The 18,359-nt window shown below is 60.1% G+C and carries 17 protein-coding genes; 11 read left to right on the top strand and 6 right to left on the bottom strand.

Annotated features, from left to right (window positions below):
- The first annotated feature begins 226 nt into the window (after positions 1–226).
- The 7 genes from AB4Z19_RS14155 to yacG all read left to right on the top strand — a co-directional run bounded on the left by AB4Z19_RS14155 (position 227) and on the right by yacG (position 7,083).
- A complete protein-coding gene (locus AB4Z19_RS14155; RefSeq protein ID WP_442025270.1) occupies positions 227–1,504 on the top strand; it encodes an HlyC/CorC family transporter in 1,278 nt (425 codons plus the stop codon).
- Between the two features lie 98 nt (positions 1,505–1,602).
- Complete coding sequence (pilB, locus tag AB4Z19_RS14150; RefSeq protein WP_442025269.1) at positions 1,603–3,336, top strand: type IV-A pilus assembly ATPase PilB; 1,734 nt, start codon at positions 1,603–1,605, stop codon at positions 3,334–3,336.
- A gap of 11 nt (positions 3,337–3,347) precedes the next feature.
- Entirely contained in the window at positions 3,348–4,559 is a 1,212-nt protein-coding gene (locus AB4Z19_RS14145) for a type II secretion system F family protein (protein WP_442035470.1), read from the top strand.
- A 9-nt stretch (positions 4,560–4,568) separates the two neighbouring features.
- Positions 4,569–5,441: a prepilin peptidase gene (locus tag AB4Z19_RS14140; protein WP_442025267.1), complete on the top strand. Its 873-nt coding sequence runs from the start codon at positions 4,569–4,571 to the stop codon at positions 5,439–5,441.
- A 1-nt stretch (position 5,442) separates the two neighbouring features.
- Positions 5,443–6,066, top strand: a complete 624-nt coding sequence (coaE, locus tag AB4Z19_RS14135) for a dephospho-CoA kinase (RefSeq protein ID WP_442025266.1) — start codon at positions 5,443–5,445, stop codon at positions 6,064–6,066.
- A gap of 72 nt (positions 6,067–6,138) precedes the next feature.
- The gene (gene zapD / locus AB4Z19_RS14130; protein WP_442025265.1) at positions 6,139–6,894 is read left to right on the top strand and encodes a cell division protein ZapD; all 756 of its coding nucleotides are present in this window, start codon (positions 6,139–6,141) and stop codon (positions 6,892–6,894) included.
- Positions 6,895–6,897: 3 nt separating this feature from the next.
- Positions 6,898–7,083 carry a DNA gyrase inhibitor YacG gene (gene yacG, locus AB4Z19_RS14125; protein WP_442025264.1) on the top strand — a complete coding sequence of 62 codons (186 nt, stop codon included), beginning with the start codon at positions 6,898–6,900 and terminating at the stop codon, positions 7,081–7,083.
- Here the strand turns inward: yacG and AB4Z19_RS14120 are convergent.
- From AB4Z19_RS14120 to argJ, 3 genes are read right to left on the bottom strand one after another with little or no spacing between them, the layout of a single operon-like run.
- Positions 7,077–7,469, bottom strand: a complete 393-nt coding sequence (locus AB4Z19_RS14120) for an NUDIX domain-containing protein (protein ID WP_442025263.1) — start codon at positions 7,467–7,469, stop codon at positions 7,077–7,079. The two genes, yacG and AB4Z19_RS14120, sit on opposite strands and share 7 nt — an antisense overlap.
- Positions 7,470–8,342: an ATP-binding protein gene (locus AB4Z19_RS14115; RefSeq protein WP_442025262.1), complete on the bottom strand. Its 873-nt coding sequence runs from the start codon at positions 8,340–8,342 to the stop codon at positions 7,470–7,472.
- Positions 8,342–9,580 carry a bifunctional glutamate N-acetyltransferase/amino-acid acetyltransferase ArgJ gene (argJ, locus tag AB4Z19_RS14110; RefSeq protein ID WP_442035469.1) on the bottom strand — a complete coding sequence of 413 codons (1,239 nt, stop codon included), beginning with the start codon at positions 9,578–9,580 and terminating at the stop codon, positions 8,342–8,344. Before argJ ends, AB4Z19_RS14115 begins: the two co-directional genes overlap by 1 nt.
- Before the next feature lie 310 nt (positions 9,581–9,890).
- Here argJ and AB4Z19_RS14105 point away from each other — a divergent pair, with 310 nt between their 5' ends.
- On the top strand, positions 9,891–11,099 hold the full coding sequence (locus AB4Z19_RS14105; RefSeq protein ID WP_442035468.1) for a porin: 1,209 nt from the start codon (positions 9,891–9,893) through the stop codon (positions 11,097–11,099).
- Between the two features lie 11 nt (positions 11,100–11,110).
- The gene (locus tag AB4Z19_RS14100; protein ID WP_442028691.1) at positions 11,111–11,518 is read left to right on the top strand and encodes a hypothetical protein; all 408 of its coding nucleotides are present in this window, start codon (positions 11,111–11,113) and stop codon (positions 11,516–11,518) included.
- A gap of 36 nt (positions 11,519–11,554) precedes the next feature.
- On the opposite strand, the gene AB4Z19_RS14095 is transcribed toward AB4Z19_RS14100, so the two are convergent.
- Positions 11,555–11,758, bottom strand: coding sequence for a hypothetical protein (locus tag AB4Z19_RS14095; RefSeq protein WP_442035467.1), 204 nt, complete (start codon positions 11,756–11,758; stop codon positions 11,555–11,557).
- Positions 11,759–11,821: 63 nt separating this feature from the next.
- On the opposite strand from AB4Z19_RS14095, the gene AB4Z19_RS14090 reads away from it, so the two are divergent.
- Together AB4Z19_RS14090 and AB4Z19_RS14085 are read left to right on the top strand one after the other, a co-directional pair.
- Positions 11,822–13,789, top strand: a complete 1,968-nt coding sequence (locus AB4Z19_RS14090) for an ATP-binding protein (RefSeq protein WP_442035466.1) — start codon at positions 11,822–11,824, stop codon at positions 13,787–13,789.
- A gap of 3 nt (positions 13,790–13,792) precedes the next feature.
- A complete protein-coding gene (locus AB4Z19_RS14085; protein WP_442028695.1) occupies positions 13,793–14,434 on the top strand; it encodes a TMEM175 family protein in 642 nt (213 codons plus the stop codon).
- On the opposite strand, the gene AB4Z19_RS14080 is transcribed toward AB4Z19_RS14085, so the two are convergent.
- Together AB4Z19_RS14080 and secA are read right to left on the bottom strand one after the other, a co-directional pair.
- Positions 14,399–15,505 (bottom strand): acyltransferase family protein, encoded by a 1,107-nt coding sequence (locus tag AB4Z19_RS14080; RefSeq protein WP_442035465.1) that lies wholly within the window; start codon positions 15,503–15,505, stop codon positions 14,399–14,401. The two genes, AB4Z19_RS14085 and AB4Z19_RS14080, sit on opposite strands and share 36 nt — an antisense overlap.
- A 75-nt stretch (positions 15,506–15,580) precedes the next feature.
- The gene (gene secA / locus AB4Z19_RS14075) at positions 15,581–18,340 is read right to left on the bottom strand and encodes a preprotein translocase subunit SecA (RefSeq protein WP_442035464.1); all 2,760 of its coding nucleotides are present in this window, start codon (positions 18,338–18,340) and stop codon (positions 15,581–15,583) included.
- Between the last annotated feature and the right edge of the window lie 19 nt (positions 18,341–18,359).

Below are 18,359 nucleotides of genomic sequence, written 5' to 3'. Positions count from 1 at the left end.
CCATGACCGCGCCCGAGCTCGACCGCTCCACATGAAAATAGCGCACAATCCCCGCCAGCCGAGGCGGCGGCACCAAAGCCAATCGCTCCATCACGCCATTATAGGGTCAGGCACCAAATGCTACATGAGGCCGCTTCGGCGCAGGCGAACCCATGTAGCATTTCGTACCTGACCCCAAATTAAATACTGTAGAATCGGGGGCTTCTCCGGTTCCCTTTGACCTCCCTTGGATAATGTTCCCTTGTGGGCGCAATTCGCTGCCCTTGCCTTCCTGATTCTCGCCTCGGCCTTCTTCGCCATGGCCGAAACCGCCTTGATGGCGGCCAATCGATTCCGCCTGCGCCACCAGGCTAAACGTGGCTCCAAACGCGCGATCGCGACGCTGTGGCTGCTGCAGCGGACCGAGCAGCTGCTGTCCCTGGTCCTGATCGCCAATACCCTGATCAATGCAATGGCCATCGCGCTCGTGACCGCGATCGCGATTACCCAGTTCGGCCTGGAAGAGCACGTGATCCTTATTTCAACAGGTCTTGTAGTCTTCATATTGATCGTGCTGGCCGAGATTTCGCCGAAGATCATCGGCGCGCGCTATGCGGACCAGATTGTGCTGCCCGCCTCTTTCGTGCTGCGTCCTTTGCTGTCGGCCGCCAAGCCGCTGATCTGGTTTGTGCATCTGTTCGTAAATACCCTGCTGCGCCTGGCGCGCGTGAAGCCGGCTGGTGCGGCCGAGGAGGCCCGCCTGTCGCCCGATGAACTGCGCTCGGTGCTGATCGAGAATGGCGCCTTCATCCCGCAGAAGCACAAGAGCATCCTGATGAATCTGTTCGATCTGGATACCATTTCGGTCGAGGACATCATGACCCCGCGCGCCCAGATCGAAGCCCTGAACCTGGCCGTGCCAGTGGAAGATATCAAGGCCCAGCTCACCACCTGCTATCACAACAAGCTGCCCGTCTACGATGGCGAGATCAACCAGATCCTCGGCATTCTCCACGTGCGCAAGGCCGTGGCGCTGCTGAATGAAGAAGACGAACTGACCAACGACCATTTCCGCGCCCTCCTCAGCGAGCCTTATTTCATGCCGGAAGACACGGCCGCCTTTGCCGCCCTGCAGAACTTCCAGGAGAACAAGGAGCGGCTGGCCATCATCGTTGATGAATACGGCGAGGTGCAGGGCCTGGTCACGCTGGATGACATCATCGAAGAAATGATTGGCGAGTTCACCACCTCCACGCCAAGCGCCACGCGCGCCGACAGCTTCGGCTGGGATGCCAACGGCGAGTGCCTGCTGGAAGGCACCACGCCTTTGCGTGACATCAATAAGCGCTTAGGTTTAAACTTTCCGCTGGATGGGCCGAAAACACTGAATGGCATGCTGCTCGAACTGCTGCAGGATATTCCGGAAGCACCAATCAGTTTAAAAGTCGGCCAGTGCATCATCGAGGTGGTGCAAGTCCACGATCAGGCCATCAAAGTAGTGAAATTGCGACGCCCTAAGGCCTGAGGCGCGCACTCTAGAGTCCTTCGCTTTACAAAAATGATGCCCGCAGGCATCATCCGGGGATCGTAGACATCCTTTCACTAGATAGATAGCGCGCTCCTATGGCAGCAGTCCAACCCAACTCGACGTCAGGCACTCCTATGTCGGGGCTGGCGCGGGCATTGATGCAAGCCGGGCGTCTCACCGCCCCGCAGGCGGATGCGCTGCAAAAGAAGTCGCAGACCGAGAAGCAGCCCTTCATTGACGTGCTGCTGTCCAGCGGCACCATCAATGCGCGCGATCTGGCGCTGTTCTGCTCCGAGACGTTCGCCTATCCCATGCTGGATCTGGCGGCCTTCAATCTCGACCTGCTGCCGCAAAAGATCATCGATCCCAAGCTGATGTTCAGCCAGCGCGTAATTGCGCTGACCAAACGCGGCAACAAGATGGCGGTTGCCATCTCCGATCCGACCAATACGCAGGCACTGGACCAGATCAAGTTCCAGACCGAATCCTCGGTGGAACCGGTGGTGGTGCCGCATGACACCCTGGTCAAGCTGCTGGCCGACCTCGGCAAGTCCTCGGAACAAAGTCTGCACGATATGTCAGGCGATGAAGCCGACATCGAGTTCGCCGAGGAATCGGAAGCCGCGCCATCGCAAGCCGCAGCCGACGCGGCAACCGAAGTGGAAGATGCGCCGATCGTGCGCTTCCTGAACAAGATGCTGATGGACGCCGTTAACATGGGTGCATCAGACTTGCATTTCGAACCATTCGAAAAGTTCTACCGCATCCGCTTCCGCGTCGACGGTGTGCTCATGGAACACGCCCAGCCACCGATCGGCATCAAGGAAAAGCTGATCTCGCGTATCAAGGTGCTGGCCAAGCTGGACATCTCCGAAAAGCGCGTGCCACAGGACGGCCGCATGCGCCTGGTCGTTTCGGCCACCAAGACCATCGACCTGCGTATCTCGACCCTGCCGACCCTGTTCGGCGAAAAGTGCGTGATGCGTATTCTGGATGCGACCCAGGCCCAGATGGGTATCGATTCGCTTGGCTACGACCCTGACCAGAAGGAACTGCTGCTGGACGCGATCCAGCGCCCATACGGCATGGTGCTGGTAACCGGCCCGACCGGCTCCGGCAAGACCGTGTCGCTATACACCTGCCTGAACATCCTGAACAAGCCCGGCATCAATATCTCCACCGCGGAAGACCCGGCCGAGATCAACCTGCCCGGCGTGAACCAGGTTAACGTGAACGACAAGGCGGGCCTGACCTTCCCGGTCGCGCTGAAAGCCTTCCTGCGCCAGGACCCGGACATCATCATGGTTGGTGAGATCCGTGACCTGGAAACGGGCGACATTGCGATCAAGGCCGCGCAGACCGGTCACATGGTGTTCTCCACCCTGCACACCAACGATGCGCCGTCGACCCTCACGCGTATGATGAACATGGGCATTGCGCCCTTCAATATCGCTTCCTCCGTCATCCTGATCACGGCGCAGCGCCTGGCGCGCCGCCTTTGCACCTGCAAGCAGCCGGTCGATATTTCGCCCGAGCTGCTGCTGAAGGCCGGCTTCAAGGAGGAAGACCTGGATGGCAGCTGGAAACCTTACGGCCCGGTGGGCTGTGAACGCTGCAACGGCTCCGGCTACAAAGGCCGGGTCGGTATCTACCAGATCATGCCGATCACGCCCGCGATCGAAGCATTGATTCTGTCCAATGGCAATGCAATGCAGATTGCCGCCCAGTCCGAAGCCGAAGGCGTGAAATCGCTGCGGCAATCGGGCCTCGTCAAGGTCAGGAACGGCTTGACCAGCCTGGAAGAAGTGCTGGGCTGCACCAACGAATAGGAACCACGAATATGGCAAACGCGGGCAATGTAAAAGAATCTGTCTTCGCCTGGGAAGGCAAGGACAAGACCGGCAAGACCGTGCGCGGCGAACTGCGCGCCGGTGGCGAGGCGGTGGTCAATGTGACCCTGCGCCGCCAGGGCATCATGGTTACCAAGGTAAAGAAGAAGGTCTACCGCTCCGGCAAGAAGGTCACCGACAAGGACATCACCCTCTTCACCCGCCAGCTGGCCACCATGATGAAAGCCGGCGTGCCGCTGCTGCAGGCGTTCGACATCGTGGGCAAGGGTCATGCGAATCCTTCCGTGTCCAAACTGATTCTTGACCTGCGTTCGGATATCGAGACCGGTACTTCGCTGAACCAGGCTTTTCGCAAGTTCCCGCTCTACTTCGATCCGCTGTTCTGCAACCTGGTAGCCGCCGGTGAACAGGCCGGTATTCTGGAAGACCTCCTGACCCGCCTGGCGATCTACAAGGAAAAGACGCTGGCCATGAAGGCCAAGATCAAGTCGGCACTGACTTATCCAGTATCGATTCTGGCGGTGGCCTTCATCGTGACCGCCGTGATCATGATCTGGGTGGTGCCGGCATTTAAGGAAGTGTTCACCAGCTTTGGCGCCGATCTGCCCGCGCCGACCGTACTCGTGATGAATATTTCCGAGTTCTTCGTGAAGTATTGGTACATCATCTTTGGTGGCCTGGGCGCCGGCCTGTACTTCTTCTTCCAGTCCTGGAAACGCTCGCTGAAAATGCAGCAGACCATGGACCGCCTGCTGCTGCGTTTGCCTGTTTTCGGTGAGGTGATCCGCAAGGCCACCATCGCGCGCTGGACGCGTACCCTGTCCACCATGTTCGCCGCTGGTGTGCCACTGGTTGAATCGCTGGATTCGGTGGGTGGCGCAGCCGGTAACGCCGTGTACCTGGATGCGACTCGCAAAATCCAGACCGAAGTTTCGACTGGTGTCAGCCTGACCGTGGCAATGCAGAATGCGGAAGTCTTCCCCAGCATGGTGACCCAGATGGTCGCCATCGGCGAAGAATCCGGCGCACTCGATTCGATGCTGGGCAAGGTGGCTGACTTCTACGAAGAAGAAGTGGACGACGCCGTGGCTTCGCTGTCCAGCCTGATGGAACCAGCGATCATGGTGATCCTGGGCGTGCTGATTGGCGGCCTGGTGGTTGCAATGTATCTGCCTATCTTCAAACTCGGTTCGGTTGTTTAAGGACACTCAATGCAAGAAACCTTCGCGCTGTTTTCTCCGCCCGCTACGATGGCCGCTGCCATCGTGGCAGCAATCCTGGGTCTGCTGGTAGGCAGCTTCCTCAATGTGGTGATCTACCGGCTGCCCAAGATGATGCAGCGTGAAATGGACAATTACATTGCCGACGAGGCAGGCAAGCCCCTGCCGCATACGGACCGCTATAACCTGATCGCGCCGCGTTCGGCTTGCCCGCATTGCGGCCACCAGATCACGGCACTGGAAAACATTCCGGTCATCAGCTGGCTGGTGCTGCGCGGCCGCTGCAGCAGCTGCAAGGCGCCGGTATCGGCGCGCTACCCGATCATCGAATCGCTGACCGCCATCCTGTCCGCCGCGCTGGTGTGGAAATTCGGCTCCGGCTACGCGGGCATGGCTGCTCTGGTGTTTGGCTGGCTGCTGATTGCCATGACGTTCATCGATGCCGACACCAAGCTGCTGCCGGACGATCTGACCTATCCCCTGCTCTGGCTGGGCCTATTGATGAACGTGAACGCCACCTATGTGCCGTTGAAAGACGCCGTGATCGGCGCCGCCGCCGGCTACATGGCGCTGTGGACCATCTACTGGGCTTACAAACTGCCGACCGGCCGCGAAGGCATGGGCTATGGCGACTTCAAGCTGCTGGCTGCGCTGGGCGCCTGGATGGGCTGGCAAATGCTGCCGGCGATTATCCTGCTGTCGTCCGTGGTGGGCGCCGTCGTGGGCATTACGATCATGATCGTGGAGCGCAAAGGCCGCCACACCCAGATTCCTTTTGGCCCTTACCTGGCGGGTGCGGGCGTGCTGGCCATGCTGTTCGGCGAACAGATCAGCGCCGTGCTGCGCGGCGTGACCGGCGGCTGATATGTCCGGACGCTTCACCGTCGGCCTGACGGGCGGCATCGGCAGCGGTAAGAGCGTCGTTGCCCGCCTGTTTGCCGAGCGGGGCGTCACCATTGTCGACACCGACCAGATCGCCCGCAGCCTGACCGCGCCCGGCGGCGCGGCCATGCCCGCGGTCATTGCCGAGTTCGGCGTCGAGATGGCGGATTCCCAGGGCGCCATGGACCGCGCCAAAATGCGCGAACTGGTATTCCGCGAACCGGACGCCAAGCGCCGCCTGGAGGCCATCCTCCATCCCCGCATCCGCGACGCCGTGGCCGCTGCCGCGGCAATTGCCACCGGCCCCTACACCATCTTCGACGTCCCCCTGCTGGTCGAGTCCGGCACCTGGAAAGACCGCGTCGACCGCGTGCTGGTGGTGGACTGCCCGGAAGAGGTCCAGCTGAGCCGCGTCATGGCGCGCAATGGATTGCCGGAAGAACAAGTTCGGGCCATTATGGCGGCCCAGGTAGCCCGTCCAATACGCCTCGCGGCGGCGGACGATATTATCGAAAACGGCGGCAAAATCGAGGACTTACCGCCGAAAATTGATCGTTTACATCAACTTTATCTGGATTTTTCCGAAAGAAAGATAACAATACGTTAGCAACGTTTGTATTTTTGCTTCGCATGGTTCAGAATCACGTGATTCTTACAGGTTTATAAAAGGGATGTCATTTTGATCGTCTACGAATATCCTTTCAACGAGCGCATTCGCACCTTGCTGCGCCTGGAGGACCTGTACGAGAAATTCAAGTTCTTTGTGCATCAGGAACATCCGATGCAGCATCACGTAGCCCTCGCAACGATCTTCGACATGCTGGAAGTGGCCGGCCGTGCCGACCTGAAATCCGATCTGCTGCAGGAACTGGAGCGCCAGCGCCAAAGCCTGCTGGGCTACCGTTCCAATCCCAATGTCCAGGCCGATATGCTGGACGCCATCCTGGCCGAAGTGGATGCCGTTTCCAGCGCCCTGGTTGCCGCACAAGGCAAGACCGGCCAGAATGTGCGCGACAATGAATGGCTGATGAGCATCCGCGGCCGCACCATCATTCCTGGCGGCGCCTGCGAATTCGACCTGCCTTCTTACTACGCCTGGCAGAAGCGCCCGGCGGAGTACCGTTTCAACGATATCGCGGGCTGGTTTGCGCCGCTGGCGCCCCTGTTCGATGCGCTGGCCCTGGTGCTGCGCCTGTTGCGCGACTCGGGCGGTCCGGTGAAAATGATTGCCAATGCAGGAAGTTACCAGCAGATGTTGCAGGGGAAGGTGTACCAGATGCTGCGCCTGAGTGTGGATGAAGCGATGGGCGCCATCCCGGAAATCTCGGCCAACAAATATATGCTGTGGGTACGCTTTACCAGCCAGGGCGGCGATCTGAAACCCAAGCCGCTGGAAGAAGATGTACCATTCGAGCTCACCCTCTGTAATTTCTAAGCCATGCCTACTGTAGTTGAATGCCCCACCTGCCACAAAAAAGTGGAGTGGACCGAAGCCAATAAATACCGTCCGTTCTGTTCCGAACGCTGCAAACAAATCGACCTCGGCGCCTGGGCCGAAGAGAAGTACCGCGTCCCCGGCTCCGCACCGGACCCCGAGGACGAAACCAACCCGACGGGTCAGTAACGCACGCGGTCCAGCCACTCCAGCAATGGAATGGTGGCTGGCAGCAGCGGCTCTACACCGACCTCCCCTTGCCATGCAAATGCCTGGCCTTCCAGGCTCTGCGGCTCGCCTTCCCACTCTCGGCTGATGAAGAAATGCAGGCGCACGTGCGCGTGTTCATACACGTGCTCGACGCCGCACCACTCCTCTGCGCTGAGCACGCGCACGCCCAGTTCTTCCATGAACTCGCGCTTCAAGGCTTCCAGGATGGTTTCGCCCGGATCGACCTTACCGCCCGGGAATTCCCAGTAGCCCGCATACGGTTTGCCTTCGGGACGGCTGCCCAGCAGCACATCGCCGTTGGGCTTCATCAGAATACCCACGGCCACATCTATCGGATTGCTCATTCAATGCTTTCCCGCGTAATCACGCGCAAACTGCCAGGCCACGCGGCCCGAGCGTGAACCGCGCTGCAGCGCCCAGCGCAGGGCGTCGGCACGCGACTCCGCGATCTGTTCGGCCGAGCAGCCGAAAGATGCCAGCCAATGCGCGACGATGCCGAGGTAATCGTCCTGTTTGAAGGGATAGAAGGACAACCATAGCCCGAAGCGCTCAGACAGGGAAATCTTCTCTTCCACCGTTTCGCCCGGATGCAGATCGCCGTCGTCGTCATGCGTGGTGCCTGCGTTGTCGCTGAAGCGCTCCGGCAGCAGATGGCGGCGGTTGGAGGTCGCGTAGATCAGCAGATTGTCGGCGTGGCCGGCAACCGAGCCATCCAGCGCCACTTTTAGCGCCTTGTAGCCGCCCTCGCCTTCCTCAAAGGACAAGTCGTCACAGAACACGACGAAGCGCTCAGGACGCCCCGCGACCAGGTCGACGATGTCCGGCAAATCGGCCAGATCGGCTTTGTCCACTTCGATCAGGCGCAAGCCATCAGCAGCAAACTGATTCAGGCACGCCTTGATCAGCGAAGACTTGCCAGTGCCGCGCGCGCCCGTCAGCAGCACATTATTGGCTGGCTTGCCTTGCACGAACTGCCGCGTATTTTGCTCGATCTGCGTCTTTTGTGGCCCAACATGCTGCAAATCGTTGAGCGCGATGGCGGCAGGATGGCGCACCGGCTGCAGCCAGCCGCCCTCCGCCAAGCCCTTGCGCTTGCGCCAGCGGAAAGCCGTGGCGGCGCTCCAGTCCGGCGCGGGAGGTGCGGGCGGCAGGATGGCTTCCACGCGCGCCAGTACGGCTTCGGCGCGCTTCAGGAATTGCTCAAGCTGGGTAGCCATCAGGAGCGGTAGTCGGCGTTGATGGAAACGTAGTCGTGGGACAGGTCACAGGTGTACACGGTCGCCTTGGCCGCGCCGCGCGCCAGCTTCACGCGTACCGTGATTTCGCTCTGCTTCATCACGCGCTGGCCATCTTCTTCCTTGTAGTCCGGGTTGCGGCCGCCGTCCTTGGCCACCCACACATCGTCCAGATACAGGTTGATCTTGCTGACATCCAGGTCATCCACGCCGGCATAGCCAATGGCTGCCAGGATGCGGCCCAAATTAGGATCGGAAGCGAAGAAGGCAGTTTTAACCAGTGGCGAGTGACCGATGGAATACGCGATCTTGCGGCATTCTTCCGCGTTCTTACCGTCTTCCACGGCGATCGTCATGAACTTGGTCGCGCCTTCGCCGTCACGCACGATGGCTTGAGCCAGGAACAGGGACAACTCGTTCACCGCAGCGGCCAGCGCCTTGTATTCCGGCGAATCGACCGAGTTCACTTCCAGCGTACCGGCGCCGGTAGCGATGATCATGAAGGAGTCGTTGGTGGAAGTGTCGCCATCGATGGTGATGCAGTTGAAACTCTGGTCAGCGGCTTCCTTGGTCAAGACGTCCAGCACCGGCTGCGCCACTTTGGCGTCGAAGGCCAGATAGCCCAGCATGGTCGCCATATTCGGCTTGATCATGCCGGCGCCCTTGGAGATGCCGGTCAGATTCACGGTATGGCCACCGATCTGCACGGTACGCGAGCCGGCTTTCGGCTGGGTATCCGTGGTCATGATGGCTTCGGCAGCGTTGAACCAGTTATCGGACTTCAGGTTCTGCACGGCTTTTGGCAGGCCGGCCTTGATCTTCTCGACCGGCAGCGGCTCCAGGATCACGCCGGTGGAAAACGGCAGAATCTGCTGTGCATCGCAGCCCAGTTCACTTGCCAGCGCAGCGCAGGTAGCGCGCGCATTGGCCATGCCCGCTTCACCGGTGCCCGCGTTGGCGTTGCCGGTGTTGACCATCAGGGCGCGGATCGGCTTGGCGCCGCCCTTCACTGCCGCCAGATTCTCCTTGCAGATCTGCACTGGTGCAGCGCAAAAACGGTTCAGCGTGAACACACCCGACACCGTGGCGCCATCGGCCAGTTTCATGACCAGTACGTCCTTGCGGTTCGGTTTCTTGATGCCCGCTTCAGCGTAGCCGATCTCGATACCGGCGACAGGTTTCAGTTCGGAGGCGACAGGGATTGGGGAGTTGACGGCCATTGTATTTTTCTCGTGCAAAGATGGGAAAAGAAGCCGTTATTGTAATCCCTGCCACCGTAATTTCATTGCCTTGTTAGGGCAATAATTCATGCACCGCAACAGTGCAATTGTTGTAATGAAATGTCGCATAAATGTCTACAAAAATTAGTAAAACCCTACTAGTTCACTGAAACTAGTTTCAGAATGCAAGCCATTTCATTTATCGTGAGCAACTGCCGAGGGAACGGCAGTCCTGCACTGTCGCGTCGCACAAGAAAAACAGTACGACCGTGCGGACAAAATCATATAAAACAACCATGGATCACCACTTATGAAGATGAAATTTATCGTCGCATCCGTCCTGGCAGCCGCCGCTTCGCTGTCGGCACAGGCGGGTATCTTGGGCGACGGCAACCTGAGCATCAGTGGTTTCGGCACGGTAGCAGCCGCCAAAACCAATACCGACGACGTCAAGTTCGTCCGCTACAACCAGGCAGAAGGCGTGGGCGATTCTCCTCGCCTGGGTCTGGATACCAACCTCGGCCTGCAAGCCAGCTACCAGGCAACGCCTGACCTGTCCGCCACCGTGCAGGTGCTGAGCCGCAAAAGCACCAGCCAGCAATTCACCACCGAGCTGACCTGGGCCTTCCTGAAATACAAGCTGAACGATGAAACCAGCGTGCGCCTCGGCCGCACCGTCATCCCGGCCTTCCTGATCTCCGACTACCAGAATGTGGGCTACGCCAACACCATGATGCGTCCGCCGATCGAGCTGTACGGGCAGGAACCGCTGGAAAGCGTGGACGGCGCCGACATCAACTGGCAGCACTCCTTCGGCGACACCAACGTCACCGTGCAGGGCGTGGTCGGCAAGAGCAGCGGCAAGCTGTTCGTCGCCGCCGGCGGCACCGGTTCCGTGACCCACTATGACGCGCCGGTCTATGGCTTTGCCGTAACCGCCGAACACGGTCCGATCACCGTGCGCGCCGCTCACCTGCGCGCCAAAGTCGAAGTGAACGACTTCGCCCTGCTGAACGGCCTGACCGACAACCTGACCAAATTCGGCTTCGGCCAGCTGGCCAACGACATGACCACCAAGGGCGGCAAGCACATGAGCTTTACCGAGATTGGTGCGACCCTGGACTGGAAGAACATCGTCGGCCAGGCTGAGTACGCTCAACGCCGCGCCCAGGACGCCGTGTACATTCCGCAAACCAACGCCTGGTACGTGATGGCCGGCTACCGCTTCGGCAAAGTGCTGCCTTACTACGCCCACGCCCACTACAACGGCGCCAACCAGAAGATCACGGCTCCGGCCCTGCCGGCTGCCCTGGCAGTGCCGGTCGCTGCCTTCCTGACATCGGCATCGCAGAGCTCCGACCTGGTCGGCGTGCGCTGGGACTTCGCCAAGTCGCTGGCTTTGAAAGTGCAGTACGACCGCGTGGACCCGACTTCCAAATCCGGTTCGCTGGTGTACGGTCCTGCGGTGTATAACAAGAAAGTTAACGTGATCGCCGCTGGCGTCGATTTCGTGTTCTGAGGAGCCCAATAATGAAAAAGATTCTGAGCGCCCTCATCGCAGTGGCGCTGGGTGGTGCTGTGCTGCCCGCATCCGCTGAAATCGTGGTTATCGTGAACAAGGAAAATCCGGCGACCCGTATGTTCTCTGAACAGGCATCGCAATTCTTCCTCGGCAAATCGGCCATGTTCACGCCGATCGACCAGAGCGAAGGCTCCAAGATCCGTTCCGACTTCTATCAGAAAGTCGCGGACAAAGACCCGGCCCAGGTGAAAGCGATCTGGTCCAAGCTGGTGTTTACCGGCAAGGCCACGCCGCCAAAAGAATTCAAGTCCAACGCCGAGGTAAAGAAAGCCGTGGCCGACGATCCTAAAGCCATCGGCTACATCGACAAGTCCGCTGTGGACGATTCGGTGAAAGTCATTCTGACCCTGCCTTAAACGGCAGCCTGAAAAGCCCGGTGCGCCGGGCTTTTTTTATTCCCATCGCTGTAGCAGTTCCACCATCAGGCGCTGACCTTCCTTCGATTCGCAGGCCGTGCGCAGCCGCGCTACCGCCGCGCGGTCCGCCCCAGCGAACTGACGCGCGCCACCCGTTGCGGGCCAGGGTATCGGCAGCGCAGCGGTCCCGCTAATCGCCCTGCTTACCACGCGCAACACTCGCGCAGAAATATTTTTCATTTTTGCAACTTTTAATGCTGAAGCGATTTACAATCCTGATTTGCGGATTGCCGGAGGACTGCGTTGAACTTATCGCTGCGGGCGAAATTTCTGATTCTGAGTGCTGTAGTGCAGGCCCTGGTGGTCGCGCTCCTGATCGGAAACAGCCTGCGCCTGATGAACAAGGCCGTCAGCAGCAATGCCGACCGCGTAGCGCACGAGTACGCCGTCAACCTGAATCTTACACTCAGCCCATATGCCGCCAGCGGACGTCTGGGCGAGCTGCGCTCCTACTGGCAGGAGATGCTGGCCGAACCGGCCGACAGCTTCCTGCGCTACATCRTCATCGTGGATGCCCGCGGCAACATCATTCTGGAAGCGGGCCAGCGTCCCTTCTCCCTGCCGGCAGCATTGCGCAAGACTTCAACCGATGGCAGCAAAGGCGTGCGCACGGTCGCCGAAGACATGGTGCTGCATGCGCGCGCGCCCTTGCTGCTGAAGGAAAACCAGGTTGGTACGCTGTACTTTGGCTTGTCCACGCGCGACCTCGTGATGGCGCGCGAAGAAGTGCTGCGCCAGGGCGGCATCATCGCGGCACTGGGCTTCGCCATCGCGCTGCTGCTGTTCTTCGCCTTCACGCGCGGAGTGGGCCTGCGCCTGCAAGCGCTGACCGCGCAATCGGAGAAGCTGGCGCACGGCCACTACGGCGAGCAGCTGCCGGCCCACGGCGGCGATGAACTCGAAGTGGTCACCAACTCCCTCAACACCATGAGCGCCGCGCTGCGCGAGCGCATCGATCAGGTGGAAGAATCGCAGCGCCGCCTGCAGGAATCGGAAGAGCGCTTCCGCACCCTGTTCGATATGACGCCGCTGCCGCTGGCCGTGTCCGACCGCGAAGGCTATATGATCGGCGCCAACCAGGCCTTGTTGCAGACTTTCGGCCTGCGCCTGGAACAGCTGATCGGCAAGCGTTCCGACGAAATCAATTTCTGGTTCGTGCCGGAAGAGCGCGAACGCATCTGGAACATCTACCGCGAACGCGGCACGGTACAGGGCGAAATCGCCACCGTGCATATGCATGACGGCAGTGCAGGCTCCGTCGCCATCTGGTCTTCTTCGCTGACGCTGGATGGCCAGCGCGCCATCATCTGGGCGCTGCTCGATCTGACCGAAGAGATGAAGGCCAAGCAGGCGCTGAAGGAATTGAACGTGTCGCTGGAGAGCCGCGTGCGCGAGCGTTCCGCCGACTTGTCGAACGCCCTCGATACGCTGAAACGCACCCAGCACGACCTGATCGCCTCCGAAAAGATGGCGTCTCTCGGCTCGCTGGTGGCGGGCATCGCGCACGAACTGAATACACCAATCGGCAACAGCCTGCTGGCGTCCACCGCGCTATCCGATCGCGTGCACGACTTCCAGGCCGTGGTGGAGCAAGGCTCGCTGAAGCGCTCCGCGCTGACCCACCATCTGGAAGAAGTCGATATGGCATGCGGGCTGATTTCGAATTCGCTGCAGAAAGCAGCGGATCTGATCTCCTCCTTCAAACAGATTGCAGTCGACCAGACCAATGACCAGCGCCGCCGCTTCAAGCTGCAAACCGTGCTGCTGGATACCACCGCCACCTACACACCGCGCCTGCGCCGTTCCAACTGCGCAGCCAGCGTGGATGTGCCGCCGGAGCTGGAACTCGAATCCTATCCGGGTTCGCTGTACCAGGTCTTCAATAACCTGATCAACAACGCCCTGGTGCACGGCTTCGAAGGCCGCGACAAAGGCCACATCAGTATCACGGCGCGCGACGCTGGCGAGCAGCAAGTCGAAATCGTCTTCCGCGACGACGGCATCGGCATGCCGGAAGAGGTGCAGCGCCGCGTGTTCGACCCCTTCTTCACTACCAAGATGGGCAGCGGCGGCACCGGGCTGGGCATGAACATCGTCTACAACATTGTTACCGGCGTGATGGGCGGGCGCATCGCCGTCGAATCCGCGCCGGGCCAGGGCACTACCATCCGCATGGTTGTGCTCTGCTGTTCTCCACAACGGGAGTCATAATCCATGGACAATCACAACACCACTGCACTTCACCTGAGCAAACACCGCATCGAAGCCCTGGTCGACGGCATCTTCGCCGTGGCCATGACGCTGCTGGTAATCGATCTTCGCCTGCCCGAACATCTGCATATGGGCACGGACGCTGAACTGCGCGAGGCACTGGTGCACCTGCTGCCCAATTTCTATTCCTGGCTGGTCAGCTTTATCGTGCTCGCCATTTTCTGGGTGGGCAATCATCGCGTGTACAGCCACGTGCGGCATGTGGACGGCGCCCTGGTGTGGTTCACCATCATGCTGCTGGGCGGCGCCAGCCTGCTGCCGTTTGCATCGGCCGTCAACGCACAATTCCTGTCCCAGCTTGGCCAAACGGTCTACGCATCGGTGATGACCCTGATGGGCATCGGCTCTCTGCTGGTGGCCAATCACATTTACCGCCACCCCGAGCTGTGCGTGCATCCGATCGACAAAGACGAATACCGCGGCTCCTGCATCCGCACGATTGGCTTGATCGTGATCGCCGCACTGACCGTGCCGCTGGCCACTCACCTCCCCGGCTCGTCCAATATGGCCTTCCTGCTGTTGTTCGCCTTCCGCCCTTTGAATAACCTGCTATCCCGCCGCCTGCGTCGTGCGCCGGCCAACTAACCGGAAGACGTTGTGGAAGACGCGCCGGTAGTCGGCGACCCGGCGCTCGAACAGATGTGAGAACGCCATACAGCTGGCCACCACGAGCACGCCGGTAACGACGATGTCGCTGAGCGAGTCTTTCGAGAAGTGGCAAACGGCGATGAAAAAGTAGACCAGCGGCAGGTGGAACAGGTAGAGCGTGAACGTCGCTCCCGCCAGGTAGCGAATCGCTCTGGCGGCGAAGGCTTGTGCGTTGGCCAGCTCGCCCTGTGCGAAATACAGCATCGCCGAGAAGACCACGCCCAGCAGCAAGTCCGCAGGCAGCCGCGGCAGGTCGCCGATAAAGATGGCAAGGCCGCCCAGATGCAGCATCCGGTCAGGATAGGCCGCGTCCATCGCGTCCTTCATATAGGCGAGCGGACTGCCCATCCACAGCATGGCAATGATGGTGGCGGCGCACAGCATGCGCGCCGGCCATTTGATATCCGGCGACGGCGCCCATCTGGCGGAGATGTGATAAGTCGCCAGCCCCAGGAGCCACAGCGGAAAGTAAGCCACAATGCGCGGTCCTGCAGCCAGCATCGACAGCCCAACGAGCACGACGCGCGCACGCCCTTTCGCAAAGAAGAAGGCCGCAAAGATCACGTAATACCAGAACTCAAAGGCCAGCGACCAGAAGGCGCGATTCGATAGCGCCGTGATCGTGAAGTTCCACGACTCCTGCATGAAGAGGAGGTTGGCGAGCAGACGCACAAGCGATTGCTGGTGATCCGGCAAAGAATAAAGTGCCGGCGCCACCGACATCCCTACCCCATCCAGCACCAGGGTCAGCGCCAGCGCGGGCGCCACCACCGAATACAAACGCCCCAGCCGTGCCGCCGCATAATCGGCGAATACGCGCTCGCGCGTCGCCGTCACGTAAGCGATGACATAGCCGGATATAACGAAGAACACGACCACCGCTTCGTGCCCCCAGCGCACCCAGGGGAAGACCGCGTTGATGCTGACATTGGTCAGGTGGCTGAGGAAAACTACCATCGCCGCAATGAAGCGCGCGGCATCAAGAAATAGCGATGCGGAAGGTGTCATGCGATGCTCTTCAAAAAGTTAATCTTTTTACAGCATGATGACACAAAAAAACCGGGGCTAGCCCCGGTTTCTTTTTTACGCCAGCTTACCGTGGCAAGCTTTGTACTTCTTACCACTGCCGCATGGGCAAGGATCGTTGCGACCGACCTTGACGCCCATTTGCAGCATCGCTTCGACCTGCTCCGGCGCCGCGGTTGGCGCCAGCAGTTCTTCCGGTGCCGCGTTCGGGTTGAAATCGGCGTGCTGGTAGTGCACGTTCTCCACGTGGGGCTGCGCCATCGCTGCTTCCGCCGCGTCGATCTCTTCGCGCGACTGGATGCGGACCGTCATCACCATGCGGGTCACTTCGTTCTTGATCATGTCCAGCATCTGGCCGAACAGCTCGAAGGCTTCGCGCTTGTATTCCTGCTTCGGGTTCTTCTGCGCATAGCCGCGCAGGTGGATACCCTGGCGCAGGTGATCCAGTGCGGCAAGGTGCTCGCGCCAGTGCGAGTCCACCGATTGCAGCATCACATTGCGTTCGAAGCCACCGAAAGCTTCCTTGCCGACGATGTCGATCTTGGCCTGGTATTGCTGATCCGCCGCGGCGATCACGCGTTCCAGGATGTCTTCGTCGGTGATGGAGGTTTCCTTCTCCATCATCTGCACCAGCGGCAGGTCGAGCTGCCATTCGCCGGCCAGGGTGGCTTGCAATGCCGGGATATCCCACTGCTCTTCCACCGATTCTTCCGGCACGTACTGGCGCACCACATCGTTGAACACGCCGTGGCGCAGGCTCATGATGGTTTCGGAGATGTCGTTCGCTTCCAGCAGCTCGTTACGCTGCGAGTAGATCACCTTACGCTGGTCGTTGGCGACGTCGTCGTATTCCAGCAGCTGCTTACGGATGTCGAAGTTGCGGGCTTCCACCTTGCGCTGTGCGGATTCGATGGAACGGGACACGATGCCCGCTTCGATCGGTTCGCCTTCCGGCATCTTCAGGCGGTCCATGATCGCGCGCACGCGGTCGCCGGCGAAGATGCGCAGAAGCGGATCGTCCAGCGACAGGTAGAAGCGGGACGAGCCTGGGTCGCCCTGGCGGCCGGAACGGCCACGCAGCTGGTTGTCCACGCGGCGGGATTCGTGACGCTCGGTACCCACGATGTGCAGGCCGCCTGCGGCCACCACCTGGTTGTGCAGTTCCTGCCAGCCGTCGCGCAGCTTCTGCGCCTGGTCTGCCTTGTCAGCGTCGCTCAGGTCCGGATTGGCTTCGATGACCTTGATCTGGCCTTCGACGTTCCCCCCCAGGACGATGTCGGTACCACGACCGGCCATGTTGGTAGCGATGGTGATCGCTTTCGGCGAACCCGCCTGGGCGATGATCTCTGCTTCGCGGGCGTGCTGCTTTGCGTTCAGCACGTTGTGCGGCAGCTTGGCCTTGTCCAGGATGCCCGACAGCAGCTCGGAGTTTTCAATCGAGGTCGTACCCACCAGCACCGGCTGTCCGCGCTCGTAGCAGTCGCGGATGTCCAGCATCATGGCGTTGTACTTCTCTTCGTTCGACTTGTACACCTGGTCCTGGCGGTCCTTACGCTGGGAAGGACGGTTCGGCGGAATCACCACGGTTTCCAGGCCATAGATTTCCTGGAATTCGTAGGCTTCGGTATCCGCGGTACCGGTCATGCCGGCCAGTTTGGCGTACATACGGAAGTAGTTCTGGAAGGTGATCGAGGCCAGGGTCTGGTTCTCGTTCTGGATCTTCACGCCTTCCTTGGCTTCGACTGCCTGGTGCAGGCCGTCGGACCAGCGGCGGCCCGTCATCAGGCGGCCGGTGAATTCGTCGACGATCACCACTTCATTGTTCTGCACCACATAGTGCTGATCCTTGAAGTACAGGGCATGCGCGCGCAGCGCAGCGTACAGGTGGTGCACCAGGGTGATGTTGGCGGAGTCGTACAGGGACGCGCCTTCCGGCAGCAGGCCCATCTTGGTCAGGATGCCTTCGGCCTTTTCGTGGCCGGCTTCGGTCAGCAGCACCTGGTGCGCTTTCTCGTCCTTGGTGTAATCGCCCGGCACTTCGATATTGCCCTTGCCGTCCGGCGTTTCTTCGCCAACCTGCAGGGTCAGCTGAGGCGGCACCAGATTGATCTTGTGGTACAGGTCGGTGTGGTTCTCGGCCTGGCCGGAGATGATCAGCGGAGTACGCGCTTCGTCGATCAGAATCGAGTCCACTTCGTCGACGATGCCGAAATTCAGGGCGCGCTGTACGCGGTCGCGGGATTCGAACACCATGTTGTCGCGCAGGTAGTCGAAACCGAATTCATTGTTGGTGCCGTAGGTGATGTCCGAACCGTAAGCCAGCTGCTTGGCGCTGTGCTCCATCTGGGACAGGTTCACGCCGCAGCTCAGGCCCAGCCAGCGGTACAGCTTGCCCATGGTTTCGGCGTCGCGCTGTGCCAGGTAATCGTTGACGGTCACGATGTGCACGCCCTTGCCGGACAGTGCGTTCAGGTAGGCCGGCAGGGTTGCGGTCAGGGTTTTACCTTCACCGGTGCCCATTTCGGCGATCTTGCCATAGTGCAGAACCATGCCGCCGATCAGCTGCACGTCGAAGTGGCGCATCTTGTAGACGCGCTTGGACGCTTCGCGGCAGACAGCGAAGGCTTCCGGCAACAGGTCATCCAGCGACTCGCCATTGGCCACGCGCTCCTTGAAGGCAGGCGTTTTGGCTTGCAGCTCGGCATCCGACAGCTTTTCAAATTCCGGTTCCAGGGCGTTGATCGCCTTGACCGTTTTTTGGTATTGCTTAAGCAGTCGCTGGTTGCGGCTGCCGAAAATCTGGGTCAGTAAGGACATTTCTTGAATTCTTCCTCGG

The organism is Pseudoduganella sp. RAF19 (assembly GCF_052114165.1).
Taxonomy (GTDB): Bacteria; Pseudomonadota; Gammaproteobacteria; order Burkholderiales; family Burkholderiaceae_D; genus Rugamonas.
The sequence above is the reverse complement of the archived record's forward strand: the minus strand, read 5'-3'. Positions and strand labels throughout refer to the sequence as shown.

Bases quoted from the DNA above. Each gene is read 5' to 3' on its own strand.
- AB4Z19_RS14085 (WP_442028695.1), top strand. From the start codon at position 13,793: ATGGACAATCACAACACCACTGCACTTCACCTGAGCAAACACCGCATC.
- AB4Z19_RS14145 (WP_442035470.1), top strand. From the start codon at position 3,348: ATGGCAAACGCGGGCAATGTAAAAGAATCTGTCTTCGCCTGGGAAGGC.
- AB4Z19_RS14080 (WP_442035465.1), bottom strand. From the start codon at position 15,505: ATGACACCTTCCGCATCGCTATTTCTTGATGCCGCGCGCTTCATTGCG.
- AB4Z19_RS14120 (WP_442025263.1), bottom strand. From the start codon at position 7,469: ATGAGCAATCCGATAGATGTGGCCGTGGGTATTCTGATGAAGCCCAAC.
- AB4Z19_RS14140 (WP_442025267.1), top strand. From the start codon at position 4,569: ATGCAAGAAACCTTCGCGCTGTTTTCTCCGCCCGCTACGATGGCCGCT.
- secA (WP_442035464.1), bottom strand. From the start codon at position 18,340: ATGTCCTTACTGACCCAGATTTTCGGCAGCCGCAACCAGCGACTGCTT.
- yacG (WP_442025264.1), top strand. From the start codon at position 6,898: ATGCCTACTGTAGTTGAATGCCCCACCTGCCACAAAAAAGTGGAGTGG.
- AB4Z19_RS14115 (WP_442025262.1), bottom strand. From the start codon at position 8,342: ATGGCTACCCAGCTTGAGCAATTCCTGAAGCGCGCCGAAGCCGTACTG.
- coaE (WP_442025266.1), top strand. From the start codon at position 5,443: ATGTCCGGACGCTTCACCGTCGGCCTGACGGGCGGCATCGGCAGCGGT.
- AB4Z19_RS14100 (WP_442028691.1), top strand. From the start codon at position 11,111: ATGAAAAAGATTCTGAGCGCCCTCATCGCAGTGGCGCTGGGTGGTGCT.
- AB4Z19_RS14095 (WP_442035467.1), bottom strand. From the start codon at position 11,758: ATGAAAAATATTTCTGCGCGAGTGTTGCGCGTGGTAAGCAGGGCGATT.
- pilB (WP_442025269.1), top strand. From the start codon at position 1,603: ATGGCAGCAGTCCAACCCAACTCGACGTCAGGCACTCCTATGTCGGGG.
- AB4Z19_RS14105 (WP_442035468.1), top strand. From the start codon at position 9,891: ATGAAGATGAAATTTATCGTCGCATCCGTCCTGGCAGCCGCCGCTTCG.
- argJ (WP_442035469.1), bottom strand. From the start codon at position 9,580: ATGGCCGTCAACTCCCCAATCCCTGTCGCCTCCGAACTGAAACCTGTC.